The 23946-nt window shown below is 71.8% G+C and carries 22 protein-coding genes and 1 pseudogene; 13 read left to right on the forward strand and 10 right to left on the reverse strand.

Going from position 1 to position 23946, the window contains the following annotated elements; genetic code table 11:
• A pseudogene (locus B0E54_RS04840) lies at positions 1-234 on the forward strand (hypothetical protein); the annotation flags it as partial.
• A gap of 202 nt (positions 235-436) precedes the next feature.
• Here the strand turns inward: B0E54_RS04840 and B0E54_RS04845 are convergent.
• Complete coding sequence (locus B0E54_RS04845) at positions 437-1054, reverse strand: DUF4126 domain-containing protein (protein ID WP_234582037.1); 618 nt, start codon at positions 1052-1054, stop codon at positions 437-439.
• Between the two features lie 71 nt (positions 1055-1125).
• Between B0E54_RS04845 and nucS the strand changes: the two genes are divergently transcribed.
• Positions 1126-1785 (forward strand): endonuclease NucS, encoded by a 660-nt coding sequence (gene nucS / locus B0E54_RS04850; RefSeq protein WP_234582038.1) that lies wholly within the window; start codon positions 1126-1128, stop codon positions 1783-1785.
• 4 nt (positions 1786-1789) lie between these two features.
• Here nucS and B0E54_RS04855 read toward each other — a convergent pair whose 3' ends face one another.
• Positions 1790-2449, reverse strand: coding sequence for a class I SAM-dependent methyltransferase (locus B0E54_RS04855; protein ID WP_234582039.1), 660 nt, complete (start codon positions 2447-2449; stop codon positions 1790-1792).
• A 79-nt stretch (positions 2450-2528) separates the two neighbouring features.
• On the reverse strand, positions 2529-4025 hold the full coding sequence (locus B0E54_RS04860; protein WP_234582040.1) for an aldehyde dehydrogenase family protein: 1497 nt from the start codon (positions 4023-4025) through the stop codon (positions 2529-2531).
• Positions 4026-4281: 256 nt separating this feature from the next.
• Between B0E54_RS04860 and B0E54_RS04865 the strand changes: the two genes are divergently transcribed.
• The 7 genes from B0E54_RS04865 to B0E54_RS04895 all read left to right on the forward strand — a co-directional run bounded on the left by B0E54_RS04865 (position 4282) and on the right by B0E54_RS04895 (position 10659).
• Complete coding sequence (locus B0E54_RS04865) at positions 4282-4698, forward strand: FHA domain-containing protein (protein WP_234582041.1); 417 nt, start codon at positions 4282-4284, stop codon at positions 4696-4698.
• Between the two features lie 124 nt (positions 4699-4822).
• Positions 4823-5920, forward strand: a complete 1098-nt coding sequence (locus B0E54_RS04870) for an alpha/beta fold hydrolase (protein WP_374109241.1) — start codon at positions 4823-4825, stop codon at positions 5918-5920.
• A 125-nt stretch (positions 5921-6045) separates the two neighbouring features.
• Positions 6046-7836: a 3-hydroxyacyl-CoA dehydrogenase family protein gene (locus B0E54_RS04875; protein WP_234582043.1), complete on the forward strand. Its 1791-nt coding sequence runs from the start codon at positions 6046-6048 to the stop codon at positions 7834-7836.
• Between the two features lie 40 nt (positions 7837-7876).
• Positions 7877-8371 (forward strand): SigE family RNA polymerase sigma factor, encoded by a 495-nt coding sequence (locus B0E54_RS04880; protein WP_234582044.1) that lies wholly within the window; start codon positions 7877-7879, stop codon positions 8369-8371.
• Complete coding sequence (locus B0E54_RS04885; protein WP_234582045.1) at positions 8368-9423, forward strand: hypothetical protein; 1056 nt, start codon at positions 8368-8370, stop codon at positions 9421-9423. The genes B0E54_RS04880 and B0E54_RS04885 overlap by 4 nt, the downstream gene beginning before the upstream one ends.
• Before the next feature lie 38 nt (positions 9424-9461).
• Entirely contained in the window at positions 9462-9791 is a 330-nt protein-coding gene (locus B0E54_RS04890) for a hypothetical protein (protein WP_053658704.1), read from the forward strand.
• Positions 9792-9861: 70 nt separating this feature from the next.
• The gene (locus B0E54_RS04895) at positions 9862-10659 is read left to right on the forward strand and encodes an alpha/beta hydrolase (RefSeq protein WP_234582046.1); all 798 of its coding nucleotides are present in this window, start codon (positions 9862-9864) and stop codon (positions 10657-10659) included.
• 3 nt (positions 10660-10662) lie between these two features.
• Here the strand turns inward: B0E54_RS04895 and B0E54_RS04900 are convergent, their stop codons facing one another.
• The 5 genes from B0E54_RS04900 to mce all read right to left on the reverse strand — a co-directional run bounded on the left by B0E54_RS04900 (position 10663) and on the right by mce (position 18256).
• Entirely contained in the window at positions 10663-11757 is a 1095-nt protein-coding gene (locus tag B0E54_RS04900) for an AI-2E family transporter (RefSeq protein ID WP_234582162.1), read from the reverse strand.
• A 378-nt stretch (positions 11758-12135) separates the two neighbouring features.
• Entirely contained in the window at positions 12136-14220 is a 2085-nt protein-coding gene (locus B0E54_RS04905; protein ID WP_234582047.1) for a hypothetical protein, read from the reverse strand.
• Positions 14221-14397: 177 nt separating this feature from the next.
• The gene (locus tag B0E54_RS04910; protein ID WP_234582048.1) at positions 14398-15660 is read right to left on the reverse strand and encodes a cell division protein DivIVA; all 1263 of its coding nucleotides are present in this window, start codon (positions 15658-15660) and stop codon (positions 14398-14400) included.
• 285 nt (positions 15661-15945) lie between these two features.
• Complete coding sequence (gene ccrA / locus B0E54_RS04915; protein ID WP_234582049.1) at positions 15946-17301, reverse strand: crotonyl-CoA carboxylase/reductase; 1356 nt, start codon at positions 17299-17301, stop codon at positions 15946-15948.
• Positions 17302-17782: 481 nt separating this feature from the next.
• Positions 17783-18256: a methylmalonyl-CoA epimerase gene (gene mce, locus B0E54_RS04920; protein WP_234582050.1), complete on the reverse strand. Its 474-nt coding sequence runs from the start codon at positions 18254-18256 to the stop codon at positions 17783-17785.
• Positions 18257-18318: 62 nt separating this feature from the next.
• Here mce and B0E54_RS04925 point away from each other — a divergent pair, with 62 nt between their 5' ends.
• Complete coding sequence (locus B0E54_RS04925; protein WP_234582051.1) at positions 18319-19518, forward strand: acetyl-CoA C-acetyltransferase; 1200 nt, start codon at positions 18319-18321, stop codon at positions 19516-19518.
• Positions 19515-20519, forward strand: coding sequence for a methylmalonyl Co-A mutase-associated GTPase MeaB (gene meaB, locus B0E54_RS04930; protein WP_234582052.1), 1005 nt, complete (start codon positions 19515-19517; stop codon positions 20517-20519). Before B0E54_RS04925 ends, meaB begins: the two co-directional genes overlap by 4 nt.
• A gap of 33 nt (positions 20520-20552) precedes the next feature.
• Here the strand turns inward: meaB and B0E54_RS04935 are convergent, their stop codons facing one another.
• Positions 20553-22256 (reverse strand): DUF2207 domain-containing protein, encoded by a 1704-nt coding sequence (locus tag B0E54_RS04935; RefSeq protein ID WP_234582053.1) that lies wholly within the window; start codon positions 22254-22256, stop codon positions 20553-20555.
• 3 nt (positions 22257-22259) lie between these two features.
• On the reverse strand, positions 22260-22826 hold the full coding sequence (locus tag B0E54_RS04940; protein ID WP_234582054.1) for a LemA family protein: 567 nt from the start codon (positions 22824-22826) through the stop codon (positions 22260-22262).
• 156 nt (positions 22827-22982) lie between these two features.
• On the opposite strand from B0E54_RS04940, the gene B0E54_RS04945 reads away from it, so the two are divergent.
• Positions 22983-23393 carry an Asp23/Gls24 family envelope stress response protein gene (locus B0E54_RS04945; protein WP_234582055.1) on the forward strand — a complete coding sequence of 137 codons (411 nt, stop codon included), beginning with the start codon at positions 22983-22985 and terminating at the stop codon, positions 23391-23393.
• A gap of 248 nt (positions 23394-23641) precedes the next feature.
• On the forward strand, positions 23642-23788 hold the full coding sequence (locus B0E54_RS04950; RefSeq protein WP_234582056.1) for a hypothetical protein: 147 nt from the start codon (positions 23642-23644) through the stop codon (positions 23786-23788).
• Positions 23789-23946: the final 158 nt, after the last annotated feature.

The raw sequence follows: 23946 nt of genomic DNA on the forward strand, positions 1-23946 counted from the left end.
TCGCTGGGCCTGTTCCAGCAGCGCCCGACCAGTGGTTGGGGCACGCCGGAGCAGATCACCAACCCGGAGTACTCCACCACCGCGTTCCTCAAGGGCCTGCGCCAGGTTGACGGCTGGCAGGACGTGCCGCTGACCGACGCCGCGCAGACCGTGCAGGTCTCGGCCTACCCGGACGCGTACGCCCAGTGGGAGCAGCAGGCCACCGACCTGGTCGCCCAGCACTGGAACAGCTGACCCCGAACCGACCGATGGCCGGCACCCGACAACGGGCGCCGGCCATCGGCATACCCGGCCGGCACCCCGAAACCGGGGTGCCGGCCATCGTCGTGCCCGAGAGAGATCTTGGACAGTTTCCGTCACCAGCTGACGGAAACTGTCCAAGATCTGAAGGCGCCAGCGCCGCGAAGCCGGTGCTCGCCGCGAGGAAGGCCCCCGGTCAGACGCGGAAGCCGGCGGCGCGGGCCGCCTCGCGTTCGCGACGGCGTTCGGATCGTCGACGGAAGAACCAGTAGATGAAGACGACCAGGCCCACCAGGAAGGCGAGCACCAGCACCGGCAGGATGATCGCGATCAGCGAGACGACCACGCTTGTCGCGTCCTCGGCGGTGCTGGCGACCGGTGCGCCGAACCCGGCGGTGGTCGCGTTCACGACTGGCCGCGCGGCGGACTTGAGCAGGTGCACGCCGAAGGCGAGCAGGACGCCGGTGGCCACCGGCACCCACTGGTGGGAGGTGAAGAAACTCCCCGGGTCGCTGACGGTCACGGTCTCCGAGGACGAACCGGCCCCGAAGGCGAGGCCGCCGGCGGTGGGTCGGACGACTGTCTGCACCACGTCGTTGATGTGGTCGACCACCGGCACCTTGTCCGCCACCATCTCGACGGCGAGCAGGACGGCCAGGATGACGATGACCCAGCCGTTGCCGAGCCACGTCCAACCGCTGGGCAGGTCGATCAGGTTGGTGTAACGACCGAGTAGGCCGAGGATGAGCAGGGGTATGTAGGCGTTCAGCCCCGCTGAGGCGGCGAGGCCGGTGCCGGTGAGGACTTCGAACACCGTCTCAGCATCGCACCGACGCGCCAGTGCCGCTCGGTGGTGGTCGCCGGGTGCTCGGCTACCCTCGTCGGGTGCGGTTGGTCATTGCGAAGTGCTCGGTGGACTACGTCGGACGGCTCTCGGCTCACCTGCCGCTGGCCACCCGGCTGTTGATGGTGAAGGCGGACGGGTCGGTGTCCATCCATGCCGACGATCGTGCGTACAAGCCGCTGAACTGGATGAGCCCGCCGTGTCGGCTGGAGGAGGCCCCCGGCGTGTGGCGGGTGGTCAACAAGGCCGGCGAGGAGCTGCGGATCACCCTGGAGGAGGTCTTCCAGGACACCTCGTACGAGCTGGGTGTGGATCCCGGCCTGCGCAAGGACGGCGTCGAGGCGCACCTTCAGGAGTTGCTGGCGGCCAACCCGGGTGTGCTCGGTGAGGGGTACACGCTGGTGCGCCGTGAGTACATGACGGCGATCGGCCCGGTGGATCTGCTGTGCCGGGACGCCAACTCCGGCGCCGTCGCCGTCGAGATCAAGCGGCGTGGCGAGATCGACGGGGTGGAGCAGTTGACCCGCTACCTCGAACTGATGAACCGTGACCCGCTGCTCAGCCCGGTCACCGGGGTCTTCGCCGCCCAGGAGATCAAGCCGCAGGCCCGGGTGCTCGCCGCCGACCGGGGCATCCGGTGCGTGGTCGTCAACTACGACCGGCTGCGCGGCATCGAGAAGGACGAGCTGACCCTCTTCTGACCGTTCACGCCCCGGTCTTGACGGCGATCAGCGACTTCGGCAGGCCGGCCACCCGCTCGACGAGCATCCGCGAGTCGGGGAAGTAGTGGCGCATCTGCGAGCGGTCCAGCAGTTCGGTCCAGAGCACCTGGTGAATCGCGGCTTCGTGGCTGCGGGTCGGTTTGTGCCCGAGGGGCCAGCGGCGGGCGAGCGCGGTGCGCAGTCGGATCGGCAGGAACTGCATGCCCGGCGCGATCCAGTGCGGCTCGATGGGGAAATAGCGGTAGGGCGTCTGCACCCAGTGGCGATCGGCAAGTGACCGGGCCGCGGCGGCGAACCGCAGCCGGCGTTCGTGCCCGCCGACGTGCTCCAGCACCGAGTTGGAGAAGACCAGGTCGTATGCGCCGTTGGCGACGTGGGGTGGCAGGTCGCAGGCGTCGGCCTGTTCGACGTGGGCCCATTCCGGCACCGCGGCGGGCGGCTGTTCCAGGTTGACCACTGTGACCCGGGCCGGTCGGACGGTGGCGCGGTGCCAGGTGCCGAGCCGGCCGCCGAGGTCGACGACGTGCATGTCGCCGATGTCGGGGAAGGTGCGCGCCAGCCAGTCCGAACGACGACGCCGCTGCCGGGCGCTCCACGACTGGTCACTGTCGACAAGGCGGTGGCGCAATCGATTGTGGCCCATTTAACGCAATGTACCGCCGCGGGCACAACCAATAAACATGTGGATACGCCGATCAGCGTCGAGATCGGTTATCCGACACTCATCTGCCGTACATCACCTTGATGGCCTTGATGAGACGTGCCACGTCGGTCGGGGTGCGTTCGAAGGTCATCGACGGCAGCAGCGATCGTGCCCGACGCCGGGTGATGGCCTTGGCGCGGCCGAATTCGCGCAGGCCGTCCTCGCCGTGGATCCGCCCGAAGCCGGAGTCACCGACTCCGCCGAACGGCAGCGTGGACATCCCGGCGAAGGTCAGGGTGGAGTTGATCGAAGCCATCCCCGAGCGCAGGCGCCGCGCGATGGCCACCGCACGCCGCCGGCCGAAGACCGAACCCCCGAGACCGTACGACAGGGCGTTGGCGCGGGCGACGGCCTCGTCGGCGTCGCGGACCCGGCTGATGGTCAGTGTCGGGCCGAAGGTCTCCTCGCGGACGGCGGCCGACTCCTCCGGAACGTCCACCAGCACGGTCGGGTGCACGTACGGAGGTCGCACCGCATCCGGGCCGCCGAGCACGGCGCGACCGCCGGAGCTGACCGCGGCGTCGATGTGCCGGCGGATCACCTCGATCTGGCCGGGCATGGTGATCGGGCCGATGTCGCTGCCCTCCGGGCCCACGGTCAGCCGGCCGGCGCGGGCGACGACCTTGTCGACGAAGGCGTCGAAGACCTCATCGACGGCGTAGACCCGCTCGATACCGATGCAGGTCTGGCCGGCGTTGGTCATGGCGCCCCAGACGCACGCCTCGGCGGCGGCGTCCAGGTTGGCGTCGCTGTCGACGATCATGGCGTCCTTGCCGCCGCCCTCGATCAGCACGGGGGTCAGCGTCTCGGCGCAGGCCGCCATCACCTTGCGGGCGGTCGCCGTGGAGCCGGTGAAGGCCACCTTGTCGACCCCGGAGCGGCACAGCGCCGCGCCCACGTCACCGAGGCCGTGCACGGCGGTGAACACCGGCTGCTCGGGCACCACCTCGGCGAAGGTGTCCACCAGCCACTGGCCGACGGCGGGCGTGTACTCGCTGGGCTTGAGCACGACGGCGTTGCCGGCGGCCAGGGCGTACGCGGCGGAGCCGATCGGGGTGAAGACCGGATAGTTCCACGGGCCGATCACACCAATCACGCCGAACGGCTGGTATTCCAGGTGCCCGGAGAACTCGGCGAGGATGAGCCGCGACCGGACCCGGCGGGGGCCGAGCACCCGCTGGGCGTTGCGCGCTGCCCAGTCGACGTGCTCGATCGCGGTGACGATCTCGACGATGGCGTCGGGGACCGGCTTGCCGCCCTCGACGTGCACCAGCTCGGCGAGCTGCTCGATCCGCTGGGCGAGCAGTGCGCGCCAGCGCAGCAGCCGTTGCCGGCGGCCGCTGAAGCCCAGGCCGGCCCACCACTCGCTGGCGGCGCGGGCCTCATCGACGGCCTGGCGTACGTCGGCGTCGGTGGCGACCGGGAGGCGACCCGCCTCGGCGCCGGTGGCCGGACTGGTGGAGACGAGCTCGTCCGCCTCGATGAGAGGGGTGCCGGGGGCATGCACAGCCGTCATGGCGGAAGTCTAGACCCGAAGATTACTCACCGGTAGGGCACGAATTCGGATCGAGGGGACGGAAGTCGCCCCGGGCCGTCCACTCGTTGATCAGTGCAGGTCAGGGGTCGGGTGCCGGAAGCTGGCCGCCCGAACCGTCGAACGGTGGGTGGCCGGGAGGTGACGAGGAGCTGACCGGCTGGTCGGTATTGACGATTACCGTCTGATGGCAGGCTGACGCGCGGAGTAACGGTGTGGGGTGGAGGGCTGACTGTCCATGGAGGAACATCCGGAACTGCTGCCGTTGTTGACGGTCGCTGGTGGGCCGATGCGCGGAGCGAGCTTTCGCCTTCGGGCCGAGCCGCAGGTGATCGGTCGGGCGCCGACCGGCCACGTGGTCATCAACGACCCGCACCTGAGCCGCCGGCACGCCGAGGTGTGGCTGGCCCCGGAGGGCGCGTCGCTGCGTGATCTGGGCTCGACCAACGGCACCTGGCTCAACGACCGCCGGATCACCGAGGTGGAACGACTCGCCGACGGCGACGTGATCCGGCTCGGCCGCACCGAGTTGCGCCTGTTCGACCCGGGGGTCGCCCACACGGATCCGGTCGGGCTCAGCTTCGGGGTGTCCCGGCGGGACATCCGACCGACCCTGCCCCTGCCGTTGGCCACGCCGCCCAGCGCCCGCCGCTGACCCACGGCGACGGCCGCCCGCCGGTGTGTGGGCGGCCGGGGCCACGACTGGTGGTGCGCCACACTCCGGCGGTGCCGCGGGATGGCTGTCCCGCACCTGGACCGGCGGAGAACGGCCTGGCAACATGCCGCGGATGCAGAGCGAGCAGCGGGTCGTGACGGCGAACGGCACCACCCAGGCGGTACGGGTGGCCGGCCCGCCGGACGGCACTCCGGTGCTGCTGATCCACGGCAACTGCTCGTCCTCGCTGTTCTGGGAGCCGTTGCTCCGGCGGCTGCCACCGACGCTGCGGGTCGTCGCTCCCGACCTACGGGGGTACGGCGACTCGGCGACCGCCCCCGTGGACGCCACGCGGGGCCTGCGGGACTTCGCCGACGACATCGCCGCCCTGCTGGACGACCCGACGCTCTTCGCCAGCGCGAGCGGCAGCGCCACCGGTCACGGCGGCGGCCGGCCCGTGGTGGTCGGGCACTCCCTGGGCGGGGGAGTGGCGATGCGGTTGCTGGTCGACCATCCGCACCGGGTGGGCGCGCTGCTGCTGGCCGCGCCGGTGTCGCCGTACGGCTTCGGTGGAACCCGCGACCTGACCGGCACGCCTACCACCCCCGACTTCGCCGGCACCGGTGCCGGGACGGCAAACGCCGACTTCGTCGCGCGGCTCGCCGCAGGTGATCGCGGCGCCGACGCGCCGGCCAGCCCGCGCGCGGTGCTGCGGGCCACCTACGTGGCCGATCCGGCCGTGCTGGGCACCGACGAGGAACTGCTGCTGGACAGCGTCCTGTCCACGGCGACCGGCGACGACAACTACCCCGGTACGGCGGTGCCGTCGGCGAACTGGCCTGGTACCGCGCCGGGGGAGCGCGGCGTGCTCAACGCGCTCGCCCCGACCTGGTTCCGGCTCGCCGACGAGCTGGTGGCCGTCGCACCCAAACCGCCGGTCACCTGGGTACGCGGGGACGCCGACGTGATCGTCTCGGACACGTCGCTGTTCGACCTGGCGTACCTGGGTTCGCTGGGTGTCGTGCCCGGCTGGCCGGGTGAGGAGTCCTGCCCGCCGCAGCCGATGATCGGCCAGACCCGAGCGGTGCTCCAGCGGTACGCGGCGGCCGGCGGCGCGTACCGCGAGGTGGTGTTGCCCGGTTGCGGGCACAGCCCGCACCTGGAACACCCGGCGGAGTTCGTCGCGGAACTGCTCGCGCTGACCGGCGTGCCGGCCGTCTGAGGGCCCCTGGCGCCGTGGGTGAAATATCCCACGGCGTCTCGACAACCGAGCGTCACGTGGCAGACTCGCGCGCATAACCTTAGCGGCCGTTCAGTGGCCGTGCGGAGTGTCTGGGGAGGCCGTTCGTGGCGCGCGAGTTCAGCACCGTGGGTGTGGTGGGGCTGGGCACCATGGGTGCCGGCATCGTCGAGGTCTTCGCCCGCAACGGCATCGACGTGCTCGCGGTCGAGATCTCCGAGGCGGCGCTGGAGCGCGGCCGGGCCACTCTCACCGGCTCCACCGATCGCGCCGTGGCCAAGGGCAAGCTCGCCGAGGCGGACCGGGACGCGCTGCACGAGCGGGTGCACTTTGCGGTGGGGCTGGACGCCCTGCACTCCGTGGACCTGGTGATCGAGGCCGTGCCCGAGCACCTGGACCTCAAGCAGCGGATCTTCGCGGAGCTGGACCGGGTCTGCCGGCCGGACACCATCCTCGCCACCAACACCTCGTCGTTGAGCGTCACCGAGATCTCGGTCGCCACCACCCGGCCCATCCAGGTGATCGGCATCCACTTCTTCAACCCGGCACCGGTGATGAAGCTGGTCGAGGTTGTCCGCACCGTCGTCACCGCACCCGAGGTGGTCGCCGACGTCGAGGCGCTGTGCGCCCGGCTGGGCAAGGTCGACGTCACCATCAACGACCGGGCCGGTTTCATCGCCAACGCGCTGCTCTTCGGCTACCTCAACCACGCCGTCGGCATGTTCGAGGCGCACTACGCGACCCGGGAGGACATCGACGCGGCCATGAAGCTCGGCTGCGGCCTGCCGATGGGCCCGCTGGCGCTGATGGACCTGATCGGCCTGGACACCGCGTACGAGATCCTGGACACGATGTACCGGCGCGGCGGGCGGGACCGCCGGCACGCCCCCGTGCCGCTGCTCAAGCAGATGGTGACGGCGGGGCTGCTCGGCCGGAAGTCCGGCCGGGGTTTCTACACCTACCAGCGGCCGGGCTCCCCGGTCGTCGTACCCGACGAGGCGACGCCGCCGGCGACGGACGCCGCGCTCGCCGACGGCGCGCGGGCCATCACGAAGGTCGGCGTCGTGGGCTCCGGGACCATGGCCACCGGGATCATCGAGGTGTTCGCGAAGGCCGGCTACGAGGTCGTCTCGGTGACCCGGGGCGCGGAGAAGTCCGCGGCGGTCTGCGAGGCGGTGAAGACCTCGCTGAACAAGGGCGTGGTGCGAGGCAAGCTCACCGAGACCGACCGGGACGCCGCGCTCGGCCGGATCAGCTGGTCGGCCACGCTCGACCACCTCGCCGACGTCGACCTGGTGGTCGAGGCGGTCGTCGAGGAGCTGAGCGTGAAGAAGGCGCTCTTCGCCAGCCTGGACGAGATCTGCAAGCCGGGCGTGGTGCTGGCCACCACCACCTCGTCCCTGCCGGTGATCGACGTGGCGATGGCCACCCAGCGGCCGGCCGACGTGGTGGGCCTGCACTTCTTCAACCCGGCGCCGGTCATGCCGCTGGTCGAGGTCGTCCAGACCATCCGTACCTCCCCGGAGGCCACCGCCACCGCACGGGCCGTCTGCGCCGCGCTGGGCAAGACCGGCGTGGTCTGCGGCGACCGGTCCGGGTTCATCGTCAACGCGCTGCTCTTCCCGTACCTGAACGACGCGGTGAAGATGCTGGAGGCCAGCTACTCCACCGCCGACGACATCGACCACGCCATGAAGCTGGGCTGCGGCTACCCGATGGGCCCGTTCGAGCTGCTCGACGTGGTGGGGCTGGACGTCTCGCTGGCCATCCAGCGGGAGCTGTACCTGGAACTGCGCGAGCCGGGCTTCGCGCCCGCGCCGCTGCTGGAGCACCTGGTCACCGCCGGCTATCTGGGCCGCAAGACCCGCCGCGGCTTCCGCGACCACTCGCACCGCTGAGCGCGTCAACGCCGGAGGGCCCCGGCCGCGTCTACAGGATGTGACCTTCGAGGAGTACGTCGGCAGCCGCGGCCCGGCCCTGGTCCGGCTGGCCCGACTGCTCACCGGTGACGAGCACCGGGCCGAGGACCTCACCCAGGAGGTGCTGTCCCAGGCGTACGTGCACTGGCGTCGGATCTCCCGCGCCGACCGGCCCGACGTGTACGTGCGCCGGATGCTCGTCAACGCCAACAACTCCTGGTGGCGACGTCGGTCGAACCGGGAAGTGGTCATCGACGCCGTCGGCGACCGACCGCACCGTGGCGACGTCGGCGGCGAGGCGGCCGACCGGGACGAGATGTGGCGGCTGATCCTCGCGCTGCCCGACCGTCAGCGGGCGGTGCTGGTGCTGCGCTACTACGAGGACCTCGACGATGCGACGATCGCCCAGATCCTGGACTGCTCGCCGGTCACCGTCCGCACCCACGCGATGCGGGCCCTCGCCAACCTCCGGGAGCGTTGCGGCGTCCCGACGACGAACGGGAGCCGACCGTGACCGACCTCGACGAGCGGATCAACCAGACGCTGCGCGAGCGCGCCGAGGGCAGCGTGGACACCGACCGGCTGCTGGCCGCCGCCGTGGTGCGGGGACGGGGCCGGGTACGCCGTCGGCGTACCGCCACCGGTCTCGCGCTCGGCGTGGTGGCGATCCTGGGTCTGGGCGTGGTGACGGACCCGGTGGGCCTGGTCGACTCCGGCCCGGACGTGCCGCCGGGTCCCGGTCTGCCGGCGGATGCCGTGGTGGCCGTGGTGCCCCCGCGCGCCGACGACGTGCCGGGCGCGGCCGCCCGACCGGATCTGCTCGGCGCCGACCCGCAGTTGCTGCACTTCGGGTTCGCCTCGGACGGGTTCCGCTACCTCTCCTGGTCCGTGCAGAGGGGCGTGGAGATGGCGCGGCTCGACGTCGACGGCCACACGGTCACGCTGGAGCTGGCCGCGTCCCGCGAGGCACTGCCGATGCGCGCCCCGGGGCTGCCGGCGTTGGTACCGGAGCTGATCACCGAGGGTGTCTTCGACGGGTCGGTGTCGCACGCTGCGGGGCCGTACGGCGTCACGGTCTGGTTGCGGCACTGGCAACCGGCCCCCGGGGTGTACGCCCGGGCCACCGCCATCGCCGACGACGAGCGGGATCTGTTCGAGGCGGCCAGCGCGTTGCGGCTCGACCAGGCGCACCGCTGCGGTGGGCCACTGCGGCTCACGACGCTGCCGGCGGGGGCGAAGGTGACGAGGTGCGAGGTGACGGTGGCGCCGTTCCCGGCCGCGTTCGGCGTGCAGCTGACGGTCACCGGGAGCAGCCCGGGAGGCATCCAGGTCGAGTTGCAGTACGCGGTCGGCATCGCCGGAAGCCGTACCACGGGAAACCGCGAAATAAACGGCAAAATAGCGCATGTCGATCGGAGCGGGGAGCTTGAGCTGCTCGGCTTCCCCAAGGCCCACCTGACCGCCAACTTCGGCTGGCCGGCGCAGGGGTACACCGAGGCGGACGCGACCACGGTGCTGAGCGGGGCGCAGGTGGCCGAGCACCTGGACCGGCCCACGACCTGGTGACCGCCCCGGGCCCTCCCGCGCGGCGGACCGTACGCTTGGTGACTGTGAGCCCCCGTCGCAACCGCCCTCGTCGGGACGAGAACGCCAACCTGGACGCCGATCGCGTCCGGCAGGGTGTCGCCTCGGTGCAGCAGTGGACCGACGGCGCCTGGCAGGTACGCGGCATCGGGGCGGGCGCGTCGGTCAAGACGTACCGCTGCCCCGGCTGTGACCAGGAGATCCGACCCGGGGTGGCGCACCTCGTGGCCTGGCCCGCCGACGGCCTGGGTGACCTGACCGACCGCCGGCACTGGCACAGCGGGTGCTGGCGTGCCCGGGAGCGGCGCGGCCCGGCGGTGCAGCGCGGGCGGGGCACGCCGCGCTACTGAGCGAGCGACCTGGATCACCCTGTTCGTGCCTGGGCGGGCGGCGGCGGCGAGTTCGCGACAGACTTGACCGGTGAGCACAGCGATCCGCGCGTCGTCGATCCTGCCCGGCCGCCGGGAGGACATCGAGCTGCACACCGCCGACGGTCTGCGGCTGGTCGGCGAGTTGGCCCTGCCGGCCGACCGGCCCCCGGTGGCCACCCTCGTCTGCCTGCACCCGCTGCCCACCCACGGCGGGATGATGGACAGCCACGTGTTCCGCAAAGCGGCGTGGCGGCTGCCCGCGCTGGCCGACCTGGCCGTGCTGCGGTTCAACACCCGGGGCACGAGCAGTGTGCGCGGCACCAGCGAGGGGGCCTTCGACGGCGCGGTGGGCGAGCGCTACGACGTGGCTGCCGCCATCGAGTACGCGGAGTTCGCCGAGCTGCCCGACATCTGGCTGGTCGGCTGGTCGTTCGGCACCGACCTGGCCCTGAAGTACGGCTGCGACCCGGCGGTCGCCGGGGCGATCCTGCTCTCCCCGCCGCTGCGCTTCTCGGCCCCCGAGGACCTGGCCACCTGGGCCGACTCGGGTCGGCCGCTGGTGGCGCTGGTGCCGGAGTTCGACGACTACCTGCGCCCGGCCGAGGCGCGGGAGCGGTTCGCCGCGGTGCCGCAGGCCGAGGTGGTCGGGGTGCCCGGCGCGAAGCACCTCTGGGTCGGCGACGCCGAGACGGTGCTCGACGAGATCGTCAAGCGGGTCAACCCCGCCGTCGAGGTGCCGCTACCGACGACCTGGGACGGCCCGATGGAGGCCGGCGACGTCAGCGCGTACGCCGACCGGACCGTGGCCGCCTTCGCGGACACGCCCGTCCCCGGGCCGGCCGACTGACAGTCAACTCCGCTCCTGGCGGGGGAGCACCACCTCGCGCAGGATCAGTTGCAGCGCGGCCACCGTGGGGATGGCGATCAGCGCGCCCACCACGCCCAGCAGCGCCACCCCGAGCAGCGCGGCCAGCAGGGCGGCCACCTCGTTGACCTCCACCGATCGCCGCATCACCTTCGGGTAGATGAGGTAGTTCTCGACCTGCTGGTAGATCAGGAAGAAGACCGCGCAGGCGATGCCGGTGGGCAGGTCGGCGGCGAAACCGACAAGGCTCACGATCACCGCGCCCAGGGTCGCGCCGATCTGCGGGATCAGGTCGGTCACCGCGACGACCACGGCCAGCGCGAACGGGTACGGCAGATCGACGATCAGCGCGAAGACGAAGGTGGTCGCGCCGGCCAGCACGGCGATGCTCAACGCGCCCACCATGTACGCGCCGACCTTCGCCAGGATCTCGTCGCCGATCAGCTGCACCCGCTCCCGCCGCGACCGGGGCACCAACGAGTAGCCCAGCGAGCGCAGCCGGTTGAAGTAGGCCAGGAAGTAGATGGTCAGCACCAGCACGGTCAACGTCCGGAACACCGTGCCGAAGATCAGTTGGGCGCCGCCGAGCACCCCGCCGAGCGCCCGGCCGATGGTCTCCGCGTTGGCCGCGCCCTGCACCCGCTCCACCACGTCGTACCGCTCCACCAGGTCATTGACCGTCGGATTGCGGCGCAACTCGTCGAGCAGGCTCGGGATCTGGTCGATGAACTGACCGGACTGCGTCACGATCGGCGGGACCAGCGCCACCACGCCCCCGCAGAGCAGCAGCACCACTGTCAACGCCACGACCGTCACCGCCAGGCCGTGGGGCACGCCCCAGGCGCGCAGCCGCACCACCGCCGGGTTGAGGCCCACCGCGAGAAAGAGCGCGATCACCACCAGCACGAGGATGCCGCCGGCATTGCGGATCCCCAGATAGAGGGTGTACGCCAGCAGCACGCCCAGCGCGCCCGTGAAGCCGATCAGGAAGCTGCTGCGTCGCAGGGGCCGACCCGGCGTGCCGAACTTGCCCGACGGCACGGCCGGCGGCTCCTCCGGGTCGATCCCCGGTGCCGGCACCGGTACGGGAGGCGGCGTCGCGACCGGTGGCGTTGCGGGCTCGGTCAATCTCGTCTCGGCCGCGGTGGGTGTCGTCGCGGCGTCGGCTCGCGAGGGTGCGGCGGCGTCGGCTCGCGGGGGCGCGGCGTCCGGGTCGTCGGCGTCGGCTTGCGGGGGCGCGGCGTCCGGGTCGTCGGCCGACGGGTCATGCTGCGGCACCAGAACCTCCGGGTCAGTCCGTGGGACGCCAGGAGCGTAGCCACCCCACACTCGCAGTCCACCACGAGCCCGTCATCCGCCACCAGCCCCCGCACCGCCCGGTCCACCCGCAGATCTTGGACAGTTTCCGTTAGCTGTTAACGGAAACTGTCCAAGATCTCGAAGCTCGGGGGCGTACCGTCAGTCCTTTTCGATCGTGACCTTGCTGGGCTTGGCGCTGCGCTCGTCGGTGGTCGGCTTGCTGGGACGCTTGCCGTTCTCGCCGGTGCTGGTGATCTTCGTCGGCTTGGCGCCCCGGCCACCCTCGCCCGGAACGGCCGCCACGGTCGGTTCGCCGTCCACCCCGGCGCTGGCCGCGCCACCGTCGACAGTGGTCACCGGCTCGGCCACCGGACGGGTCGTGGACTGCCCGGACTCGCCGCCCGCGGCGGCGTTCGCCGGCTGCCGGGCGTCGTCGGGCTCGGGCTTGAGGCCGTTCGCGGTGCCGGCGGCGACGGGTGCCCCGGCGTCGTCGTCACCCGACCCGGTCACGGCCGTCGCGACGGGGCTGTCGTCCGTGGCGGGTGCGGTCGGGCCGTCGATCGGGCCGGTGGTGCTGCGCAGGCGCACCTCGGCCATCTGCCGCTCAAGCTCGTCGGACTCCTGCCGCGCCTTCCAGGTCTCCTGCCGCAGGTCGGCGAGCTGCTGCTGGGCCTGCGCGATCTCCAACATCACCTGGGCGAGCTGCTGCCGGCCCGCGGCGGCCTCCTGCTGCGTCGCCGCAAGGTGCTGCTGCGTGGTCGCCAGGTGCTGCTGGGTCGTGGCCGCGTACTCCTCGAACTGGCGGCGCGAGGCCGCGACGTGCTCGTCGGCCTTGCGGCGCTTGTCGCCCGCCTCGGTCTCGGCGCGGCTCAACAGCTCGGCCGCCTCCGTCTCGGCGCGCTGGCGCAGGGTCGACGCGTCCTGCTCGGCCGCCAGGCGGATCGCATCGGCGCCCTGCTCGATCTCGTTCTTGCGGGTCGTGTACTCGGTCTCCAGCTCGTCGCGGCGGGTCGTGTAACCGGTCTCCAGCTCGTCGCGGCGTGCCGTGTACTCGGTCTCCAGCTCGGCGCTGCGCGCGGCCCAACCCGACTCCAGCTCCTGCTGGCGGGACTCGTGCTGCTTGTCCAGCTCGTCGCGTCGCTTGGCGAACTCCTGCTCGGCGGTGGACCGTCGCTGGGCCAGCTCGCGATCGGCCGCCTCGCGCCGCGAGTTGACCTCCTGCTCCACGCCGGCCCGCCAGGTGCCCAGCTCCTGCTGGGTCTGCGCCCGGGACTGCTGGACGTACGCCTCGGTCTCGCTGCGCATCCGCTGCACGTACGCCTCGGTCTCGGCCCGGCTGCGCTTGGCCGACTCGGACGCCTGCGTGGTGAGCCGCTCGGCCTCCTGCTGGGCCTTGGCGCGGGTGGCCCGACCGGCCATCGACGCGTCGTCGATGATCTGCTTGGCCTCCTGCTGTGCCTTGGCGTGGGTCGCCCGGCCCGCCTCGGTCGCCGTGTCGGTGAGCCGCTTGGCCTCCTGCTGGGCCTTGGCGTGCACCTCCTTGGCAGCCTCACGCAGCTCGCCGGCCTCCTGCCGGGCGGTGGTCAGCGCCTCGCGGGCCGCCTCGCGCAGCTTGGTGGCCTCCTGCTGCGCCCGGGTGTGGATCTCCTTGGCGGTGTCCCGCAGCTGGGTGGCCTCCTGCTGGGCCTTGGCCAACTCGTCCTGCGCCGCCTTGCGCAGCTTCGCCGACTCGTCCTTGGCCGACCGCAGGGTCGCGTCCGCCTCCGCGCGGCGGGAGGCGCTGTGCCGCTCCTCCTCCTGGCGTCGGGCGGCGAGCGCGATCTCGAAGTCCTTCAACGCCCGCGCGGCCTGCTCGCGGGCCTCCTCGATGATGTGCTCGGCGGTGGCGCGACGGGCGTCGATCTCCTCGTTGGCCGCCGACAGGATCTGCTCGGCCTGCTCCTCGGCGAGGGTGAGGATCGACTCGACGCGGGGGCCCAGGTGCCGGAAGGAGGCCCGGTCCACCACGTTCATCTGCTTGCGGACCTGGGTCAGATCCCGTTGCAGAACCTCGACCTGGCCAGCGAGCTTGTGGATCTGTGTATAGGCCTGTTCCCGTTCGGCGGCGAGGGTCGCGATCTCGTGCTCGGCACGCGCGACGTACCGGTCAACCTGTTTCTTCTCGTACCCCCGCAGAGCGGACTCGAAGCTGGGCTCCGTGGTCACGTCCCCGCCGAGAGCGAACAGTTCCTCGCCGTGCGACATGCCCCCATCCTCACACGCATCGCCCCCTGCTGGGGCGATACGGACGCCCCTTGTGGGACCTACTTCACTCCGTGGCGAGGGCACCACACCAACGGTTGGGAAACGCACACGGCGCGAGGCCACACCGGTCACCCGGTGTCACCTCGCGCCGTCGATGCCCCAACCTGACGCCTCGGGTCAGCCGGCGGTCTCCGCGGTCACCCGCTCCTGTCCGCCGTCGGTCTTCTTCGCCTCCGGCTTGGCCGCCGGGGCAGCCGCCGCCGGCACGCCGGGCACGATGCCGGCGAGCCCGGAGAGCATCTGACCGAGCTGCGAGGTGACCGCGTCCTTCTGCCGGGTGAGGTCCTCGACCTCGCGGCGGGCGGCCTGCGTGGTCAGCTCGGCCTCGGTGCGCGCCTCGGTGAGCAGGCGCTGCGACTCGGCCTTGGCCTCGTTGAGCGTCTTCTCGGAGTGCGCCTTGGCCTTGTCGATCGTCTCGTTGGCGTGGCGCTCCGACTCGACCCGGCGGGCCTCGGCGCGCTGCTCGATCTCCTTGGCGCGCTCCTGCGCGGCCCGGGCACGCTGCTCGGCCTCGCTCACCAGCTTCTGGGTCTGCGCGACCTGGGCGGCGTGCCGCTCGGACTCCTCGCGCTCGGCCTTCTCGCGCCGCTCGGCCAGCTGCAGCTCCAGGGCCTGGAGGTCCTTGTCGCGCTTGTCCCGCGCGTCGGTGAGCAGCTTGGTGGCCTCGGCGCGCTTCTCCTCGGCCTCACGGGCGGCCTTGGCCCGCTGCTGGGTGATCTCCCGCTCGGCGGTGGCCCGGAGGGTGGCCACCTCACGCTCGACAGTCGACTTCAGCTCGGCCACCTCGTGCGCGGTCACCGTACGCAGCTGCTTGGTCTCGCGGTCGGCGTCGGCGCGCAGCGTGTCGGCCTCGCGGCGGGCCTGCACCCGGACCTCGGCGGCCTCACGCTCGGCGGCGGTGCGCAGGTTGCCGGCCTCGCGCTCGGCGCTCGCCTTCATCGCGGCGGCCTCGGCGCGGGCCTTGTCCGTGATCTCCCGGGCCTCGAGGCGGGCGGCGGAGAGGATGCCCTCCGACTCGCGCTTGGCCTCGTTGCGGTGGTCGTTGGCCTGCTCCTCGGCGAGCCGGAGGATCTGCTCGACGCGGGTGCCGAGCCCCGAGAGGGTGGGCCGGCTGTTCTCTTCGAGCTGCTTGTTCGTGTCGGTGAGCTTCTGCTCCAGCGCACTCATGCGCTGCTCGGCCTGGCGGAGGCGACGCTGGGCGTCGTTCATCCGCTGCTCAGCCTCGGCACGGGCCTGCTCGGACTGGGTCAGCGCGGCGGTCATCCGGCCGATGAAGTCATCGACCTGGTGAGTGTTGTATCCGCGCAGGCCAACGGTGAAATCTGGCTGCGAGTTCGCGTTATCGAAGAACGCGAGAGGGGAGGACTGCTGCTGGGGCATTGGGACATACTGGCAGACGCCCCAGGGTGCTTCGCAAGAGCGGTACGGAGCTTTCGTGTCCTCATTACATGGTCAACTGACCTGGCCGACGAGGCCGGACCAATCGGCGATCTTGGCAGGTCCCGGGCGGGACGGACGCCACGCAGCGTGACGCGAAAAAGGGCCACGGGTGCGACCCGTGGCCCTTTGTTCGATCCGGTTGGGTTCCGGCTAATGGGGTTGGAAGAACAATGGCCGATCACCGCATTGGCCATCTGCCGCTCATCCGTCCGGCCGGTGGCCCGCTCAGTGCCCCCGGAACCGGTTGATCGCTTCCTCGTGCCGGGCCCGCAACTCCCCGTCACGGACGCCCAACCCGTCGGCCGGGGCGAGGCAGCGCACCCCGACCTTGCCCTGGTGCGCGTTGCGGTGCACCTCGTACGCGGCCTGACCGGTCTGCTCCAACGGGTAGGTACGCGACACCGTCGGGTGCACCTTGCCGAGCGCGACCAGACGGTTGGCCTGCCACGCCTCGTGGTAGTTGGCGAAGTGGCTGCCCACGATCCGCTTCAGGTGCATCCACAGGTAGCGGTTGTCGTACTGGTGCTGGAACCCGCTCGTGGACGCGCAGGTGACGATGGTGCCGCCACGGCGGGCCACGTAGACGCTCGCGCCGAACGTCTCCCGGCCCGGGTGCTCGAAGACGATGTCCGGGTCCTCGCCACCGGTCAGCTCACGGATCCGCTCGCCGAAGCGCCGCCACTCGCTCTGATCCTGGGTCTCCTCGTCCTTCCAGAACCGGAAGCCCTCGGCTGCCCGGTCGATGACCAGGTCCGCGCCCATCCGGCGGCACAGCTCGGCCTTCTCCGGCGAGGAGACGACGCAGACCGGGATCGCGCCGCCGTTGAGGGCCATCTGGGTGGCGTACCCGCCGAGGCCGCCGGAGGCGCCCCAGATCAGCACCACGTCACCCTGCTTCATGTTGGCGCCGTGGTGCGAGACGAGCTGCCGGTACGCGGTGGAGTTGACCAGCCCCGGGCTGGCCGCCTCCTCCCAGCTCAGGTGCCGCGGCTTGGGCATCAGCTGGTTGGCCTTGACGATGGCCAGCTCGGCCAGGCCGCCGAAGTTGGTCTCGAAGCCCCAGATCCGCTGCTGCGGGTCGAGCATCGTGTCGTCGTGGCCGGCGGCGTCCTCCAGCTCGACCGAGAGGCAGTGCGCGACGACCTCGTCGCCGGCCGCCCACCGGGTCACCCCCGGGCCGGTACGCAGCACCACGCCTGCCGCGTCCGAGCCGACCACGTGGTACGGCAGGTCGTGCCGGCGGGTCAGCTCGGAGACCCGGCCGTAGCGTTCGAGGAACTTGAAGGTGGACACCGGCTCGAAGATGCTGGTCCACACGGTGTTGTAGTTGATCGCGCTGGCCATCACCGCGATCAGCGCCTCGCCCGGCGCCAGCTCCGGCGTCGGCACCTCCTGCACGTGCAGCGCCTTGCGGGGGTCCTTGTCCCGGGTGGCCATGCCGTCGAACATCCGGGACTCCTCGGCGCGGACGACCACGCCTCGGTAACTCTCCGGCACGGGCAGTCCGGCAACACCCGCCAGCTCGCGGTCCGGGTCGTTCGATTCCTCCGCCGCCATGATCGCTTCGAGGATGTCCTGCACGGTGACCTCCGGTTCGTCCCCGCACCCGCACGGGCCCGGGTGCTGCCATCGTCGGCGCCGGTGAGCACGACCACCATGTCGGCATTCGACACATCCGGCCCCGGTCGGGCTCCTGTGGGCCGGGACGTTACTGAACGGTAGCTAGGGCGGGAAGTCCTCTGTGAAAAACTGCATCGACCGATGCGTGAAGGTGCCCGGCCACCCCGCGAACCACGCACAGAAGTGCGCGCCAACCCCCGGCCGACCCCCACGCCCGCCCCCCGGCCGACCCCCATGCCTCACCCCCGCCCGACCCCCGGACCCCCGCCCGACCCCCGGTGATCAAGAGGTTTGCGTCACCTGCGGGGCACGGATTGACGCAAACCTCTTGATCACCGGGCGCGGGCGCGAGGCCGGGAGCGGGCGCGGGGCCGGGCGCGAGAGCGGGCGCCGGGCGCGGGGAGCGAGGCCGGGAGTGCGTGCGGGGTCGGGCTGGGTGGGGTTAGTGGGTGGGGGCGGGTTCGACCAGTTCGATCAGGACGCCTCCGGCGTCCTTGGGGTGGACGAAGTTGATGCGGCTGTCGGCGGTGCCGCGGCGCGGGGCGTCGTAGAGCAGTCGCACCCCCCGCTCGCGCAGCGCCGCGCAGGCCACGTCGATGTCCGCCACCGTGTACGCGACCTGCTGCACGCCCGGCCCGTTGCGGTCGAGGAACTTCGCGATCGTCGACTCCGGGGTGAGTGGGGCCAGCAGTTGCACGCAGCCGCCCTCCGCGGTGGGCCCGACGGCCAGCATCGCTTCCCGTACGCCCTGCTCGGCGTTGGTCTCGACGTGTACGCAGCGCATCCCGAAGGTCCGCTGGTAGAAGTCGATCGCGGCATCCAGGTCGGCGACGGCGATGCCGACGTGGTCAATCTTGCGAAGCCCGATGTCTGTGACGTAGTCCGCACCGGGCTCGACGGGGGAGTTCTCAGCCATGGCGCTAGTCTGGCCGAACAATCGTTAAGGCGTACAGCTCGGCACCCCCCTCGGAGGCAGGCATGGCTTCGGTGATCGTCAGCGGCGCGCGGACCCCGATGGGGCGGCTGCTGGGCAACCTCAAGGACCTTCCCGCCACCAAGCTCGGCGGGATCGCCATCAAGGCAGCGCTGGAGCGGGCCGGGGTCAGCCCGGACCAGGTCCAGTACGTGATCATGGGCCAGGTGCTCCAGGCGGGCGCCGGGCAGATCCCGGCCCGGCAGGCGGCCGTCGAGGCCGGCGTGCCGATGTCGGTTCCGGCGCTGACGATCAACAAGGTCTGCCTCTCCGGGCTGGACGCGATCGCCCTGGCCGACCAGCTCATCCGGGCTGGCGAGTTCGACATCGTGGTGGCCGGCGGCATGGAGTCGATGACCAACGCCCCGCACCTGCTGATGGGCCAGCGCTCCGGCTACAAGTACGGCGACGTGGTGGTCAAGGACCACATGGCGCACGACGGGCTCAGCGACGCCTGGGACTGCTGCTCGATGGGCGAGTCGACCGAGCGTCTCGGCACGAAGCACGGCATCTCCCGCGAGGAGCAGGACGCGTTCGCCGCGGCCAGTCACCAGCGGGCCGCCGCCGCGCAGAAGAACGGCCACTTCGCCGAGGAGATCACCCCGGTGCTGATCCCGCAGCGCAAGGGTGACCCGCTGGTGATCAGCGACGACGAGGGCATCCGCCCGGACACGACCGCCGAGTCGCTGGCCAAGCTGCGCCCCGCGTTCACCAAGGACGGCACCATCACCGCCGGCAGCTCCTCGCCGATCTCCGACGGCGCGGCGGCAGTTGTCGTCATGAGCAAGGCCAAGGCCAACGAGCTGGGCCTGACCTGGCTGGCCGAGATCGGTGCGCACGGCAACGTGGCGGGCCCGGACAACTCCCTGCACTCCCAGCCGTCCAACGCGATCAACCACGCCCTGAAGAAGGGCGGCCTGAGCGTGGAGGACCTGGACCTCATCGAGATCAACGAGGCGTTCGCGCAGGTCGGCATCCAGTCCGCCCGCGACCTGGGCGTCAGCTCCGACAAGGTCAACGTCAACGGCGGCGCGATCGCGCTGGGTCACCCGATCGGCATGTCCGGTGCTCGTCTCGTCCTCACCCTCGCCCTCGAGTTGAAGCGGCGTGGCGGCGGCACGGGCGCGGCGGCTCTCTGCGGCGGTGGCGGCCAGGGCGACGCGCTGATCATCCACGTGCCGGGAAGCGCAGCGGCTGCACAGTGAGCGATGCGATCGAGGGCGTCCCGGCGGCGGCCACCACGTCCGTGCGCCGCAGCCGGGACGTACCCCTGCTGGTCGAACGGGCCCGCGCGGGTGACCCCCGCGCGGTGGCCCGGCTGATCACGCTGGTGGAGAACGGCGACGAACTGCTGCCGGCAGTCGCCGCCACGTTGGCGCCGTACGCCGGGCAGGCCCAGGTCGTCGGGCTCACCGGCTCGCCGGGGGTGGGCAAGTCCACCACCACCAACGAGCTGGTCCGCGCGCTGCGGGCACGTGGGCACCGGGTCGGCGTGCTGGCGGTCGACCCGTCCAGCCCGTTCACCGGCGGCGCGATCCTCGGCGACCGGGTGCGCATGCAGGATCACGCCACCGATCCGGGCGTCTACATCCGGTCGATGTCCAGCCGGGGGCACCTCGGCGGGCTGGCGGCGGCGACACCGCAGGCGGTCCGCGTGCTGGAGGGCGCCGGCTGTGACGTGGTGCTGGTGGAGACCGTCGGCGTCGGGCAGGCCGAGGTGGAGGTCGCCTCGCTTGCCGACACCACACTCGTGCTGCTCGCCCCCGGCATGGGTGACGCGATCCAGGCGGTGAAGGCCGGCATCCTGGAGATCGCCGACGTGTTCGTGGTCAACAAGGCCGACCGGGACGGCGTCGACGCCACAGTCCGCGACATCCAGGGCATGATCGCCCTCGGTGAGCGCGGGCCGGGGCAGTGGCGACCGCAGGTGGTACGGGCTGTCGCGGCCCGGGGCGAGGGCATCGACGACATCGCCGCCGCCATCGACAAGCACCGGGGCTGGCTGGTCGAGCACGGCGAGCTGCGCCGCCGCCAGGAGGCGCGGGCCGCCGCCGAGATCGAGGCCATCGCGCTCGGCACCCTCCGCGCCAAGATCGGTTCGCTGCGCGACGGTACGCAGCTGAGCACGCTCGCCGCCTCGGTGGCCGAGGGTGGCCTCGACCCGTACGCGGCGGCCGACGAGCTGCTCGATCAGCTCGGCTCCTGAGCCGCCCGCCCGACAGCCCACCCCAGCGGTGGGTCAGGCACCCGTGAGGGCTTCGCGCGCACATCTGGTGAGCAGCCACGGAAGGTGCGGCGTCCCGAGCCGCCCGCTGCCGAGCGCGGTGAGCACCAGCGTGATGTCGCCGACGCGCAGCACCACCTTGTTGCCGCTGGCGTACGCCTCGTCGCCGACGCCCGGTAGCGGGGTGGCGACGCCACGAGCGTTGGCCCGCCACGCGATCTGTCCCGCCGTACCGTCCGCCCAGGCGGCGCGCAGCACGGTGCTGTCGTCGCGCTCGGAGCGGAAGTCGACGCGCCGCGGCCCGCGTACCACGCGTACGGGATGGCCGACGACCCGCGCGACGTCCTCGACGGAGATCGGGAGCGGCCCGGCCGGCACCTGACGTACCTCGCCGAAGACGTCCGTGACCAGCGGCTCGGTTCGCGCGGTGTCCGGGCGTGCCGGCGAGCGTCGGGTGAGGGTGTCGACCCGGCGGCTCCACGGCCGGGCGGTGATCGTCACGACGTCGCCCGGCCGGCAGCGGTCGGCCCGGCCGCCGGGCGTCGCCCAGGCGGTGGTCCGGTCGGCGGTCCCGTCGTCGAGCACCAGGTGGACCAGGTGGCGGCTGTCCCGCTGGTGCGGGCGCAGCGCCAGCACCTGCCCGGTGACGGTCACCGACCGCACCCGGTCCACCAGCGCGCCGATCAGCAGGTAGGCGCCGCCGGCGAGCAGCGGATACGCCGGCAGCGAGTACCAGGTGGTGTAGCCGGTGACGGTCAGCACCAGTCGTCCCGACACGACCGCCAGCACCGCCTGCCAGAGCAGGGTGGGCGTGGAGCTGCCGTACCCGGGCCGGCCGCGCGGATAGCGCACCCGGATCCGGTGCCAGCCGCCACGGTAGGACGACCAGAGGTCGCGCTGGGTGCCGACGTCGAGGCCGAGCAGGTAACTGGCGCGGCGGGTCACGCCCAGCGCGGCGCCGTACGCCAGGTAACGGTCCCAGATCGCCACCGCCGAGGGTGGCAGCTCGGCGAACTGCTCGTGGCTGCGCAACCAGGCGCCCACCGCGAGCCACCGGGAGGTGGCTTCCAGCCCCGCCGGGGTCGCTCGCTCGCCGACGCGCTGCACCAGGCCCGCGAGCACCAGGGCGACGGTGAGGGAGAACAGGAACGTCCACCTCAGGTGCGTGCGGTGCACCGCCACGAGGCCGCAGACCACGCCCACCGCGGCCGCGCCGACGTAGAGCGCGGTCATCATCGTCTGCCCGAACCGGCGCCGGGACAGCCCGGCCGCCCGGGCGTCGGCGACCACGGCGGCGCGCAGCTGGCTGTTCCAGTTCTTGGCCTCGTCCTCGTCGCGCAGGGCCAGCGCGGTCAGCGGCACCACCCCGTCGACGGCGAGCCCACGAACCCGCGCCAGGACCTGCCGCTCGTACGGCCGCAGGCCGCTGTCGTCCGGACGGCCCCCGGCGAGATGGATGGTGGTGCGATAGGGGTCGGCGTCCGGCTGCCGCAGCTCGTAGTAGCCGGCTGCGGCGAGGTCGAGAAGGATCGACTCCGCCGCACCCGCGCGCGTCGACCCGCCGTTGACCAGCATGCTCACCACGGCGGGTGGTTCCGAGCCGAGGTCCATGGTGGCCGGTCGGGCCGCCGGTGGCGCCGGTCGGGTGGCGACCCGGCAGGCTCCGTACGCGAGGAGCCAGAGCCCGACGGCGGCGCCGGCGAGGAGGAGGTCCGTCACCGCTCAGAGACCGACCGCGATCACGCCACGGTCGGAGTCCGTGGCGGCGAACAGCTCGCGCCGCTGGAAGCCGAGCGGGCCGGCGACCAGGTTCGCGGGGAAGCTCTGGATCGCCGTGTTGTACTGCTGTACCGCGTACGTCAGGAACTGCCGGGAGTAGGCGATCTTGTCCTCGGTGGTGGCCAGGTCGCCCTGCAACGCCGCGAAGTTCTCGCTCGCCCGTAACTGCGGGTACGCCTCGGCGAGCGCGACGAGCCGACCCAGAGCCTGACTCAGCGCGTTCTCGGCTTCGGCCCTCCCCGGGTCGCCGGCGGTGTGCGTGCTGGCCTCGCCGCGCGCGGCCAGCACGGCGGCCAGGGTGTCGCGCTCGTGCGACGCGTACCCCTTGACGGTCTCCACCAGGTTCGGGATCAGGTCGTGGCGTCGCTTGAGCTGCACGTCGATCTGAGACCAGGACGCATCCACCTGGTTACGCATCCGGACCAGCCTGTTGTAGAGCCGAACCAGCCACACCGCGACCAGGAGGACGACCGCCGAGCCCGCCAGCGCGGCGGCAAGAATCCATGCCATGGGGGGCAAGATAGCGAACCGGCGCCGGCGGTGCCCCCTCGCGTTCACAGCGGACGGTGTGCGGGCTCCGGGAGGCAGTAGGCTCGCGCTCGCGCGGGCACCGCTCGCGCGGGCCCCGGGCGGGGTCGGTGCGGGACGACGGCAGGGGAGCGGGACGTGAGTGACGAGGCGACGCGCGAGCTGGGCACGGTGCCGGCGGTGGCCGGCGGGACGACGAAGGTCTCCGACGAGGTGATCGAGAAGATCGCCGTCGCGGCCGCCAGCTCGGTGCCCGGTGTGGCCGAGATGGGCGGGGACGTCGCGCGGTTCTTCAACGCGGTCCTCGATCGCGTCGGGCTGGACCAGGTCGGCGACGCCCGGCGGGGTTGTTCGGCCCACGTCACCGGGGACGCGGCAGTGGTCAACCTGGTGCTGGTGATCCAGGCCGGTCAGCCGGTCCCGGAGATCACCGGGCAGGTGCGGGCCCGGGTCACCGAGGCGGTCGAGGCGTACGGGCTGCGGGTCGACGAGGTCAACATCCGGGTCGACGACGTGGCGATGGGCGGACCCGCGACTCCCACGGTCTGACCTCGACGGGCCGGATCGGCCGGCGGCCTGGTCGGCTGCACGCATGTCGGGCCGTCGCTTCGACGATCTTGGGTGCCACTAGGCTCCTGGCGTCAGGGACCTTGATGGACCAACTCGTCAGGAATGGACTGTAGATGGCGAAAATTTCGCGCCGCCCCCGCTCTCGTAACGTCATCGCCGCTGTCGCTCTGGCTGGCGGCCTGGTGCTGGGCACTGCTTCGCCGGCTCTTGCGGATTACAACAGTCCGATGTACCCGACGATGGCGGCGTGCAAGGCGGCACGGCCGACCTACGTCTCCACGTGGACGTCGCCGCAGCAGTGCTACCCGATGTACAACTGGAACGGCACCACGGTGGTCGGCTACGCGTTCCTGGTGAAGACCCGCAACTACTAGATCAGCGATCTGGCTCGGCTGCGGGCGCGGGTGGTCGTTGATCACCCGCGCCCGTCGCGTGGTCGACACCTCGGCCCGCCTCCCGACCTGGGATTCCCGCACCTCACGTTACCCACGGGTACGACGTGACTTAGCGATCGTTCAGGCCAGGGCTCTAC

The sequence above is a fragment of the Micromonospora sp. MH99 genome, from assembly GCF_021442385.1.
Classification (GTDB): Bacteria; Actinomycetota; Actinomycetes; order Mycobacteriales; family Micromonosporaceae; genus Micromonospora.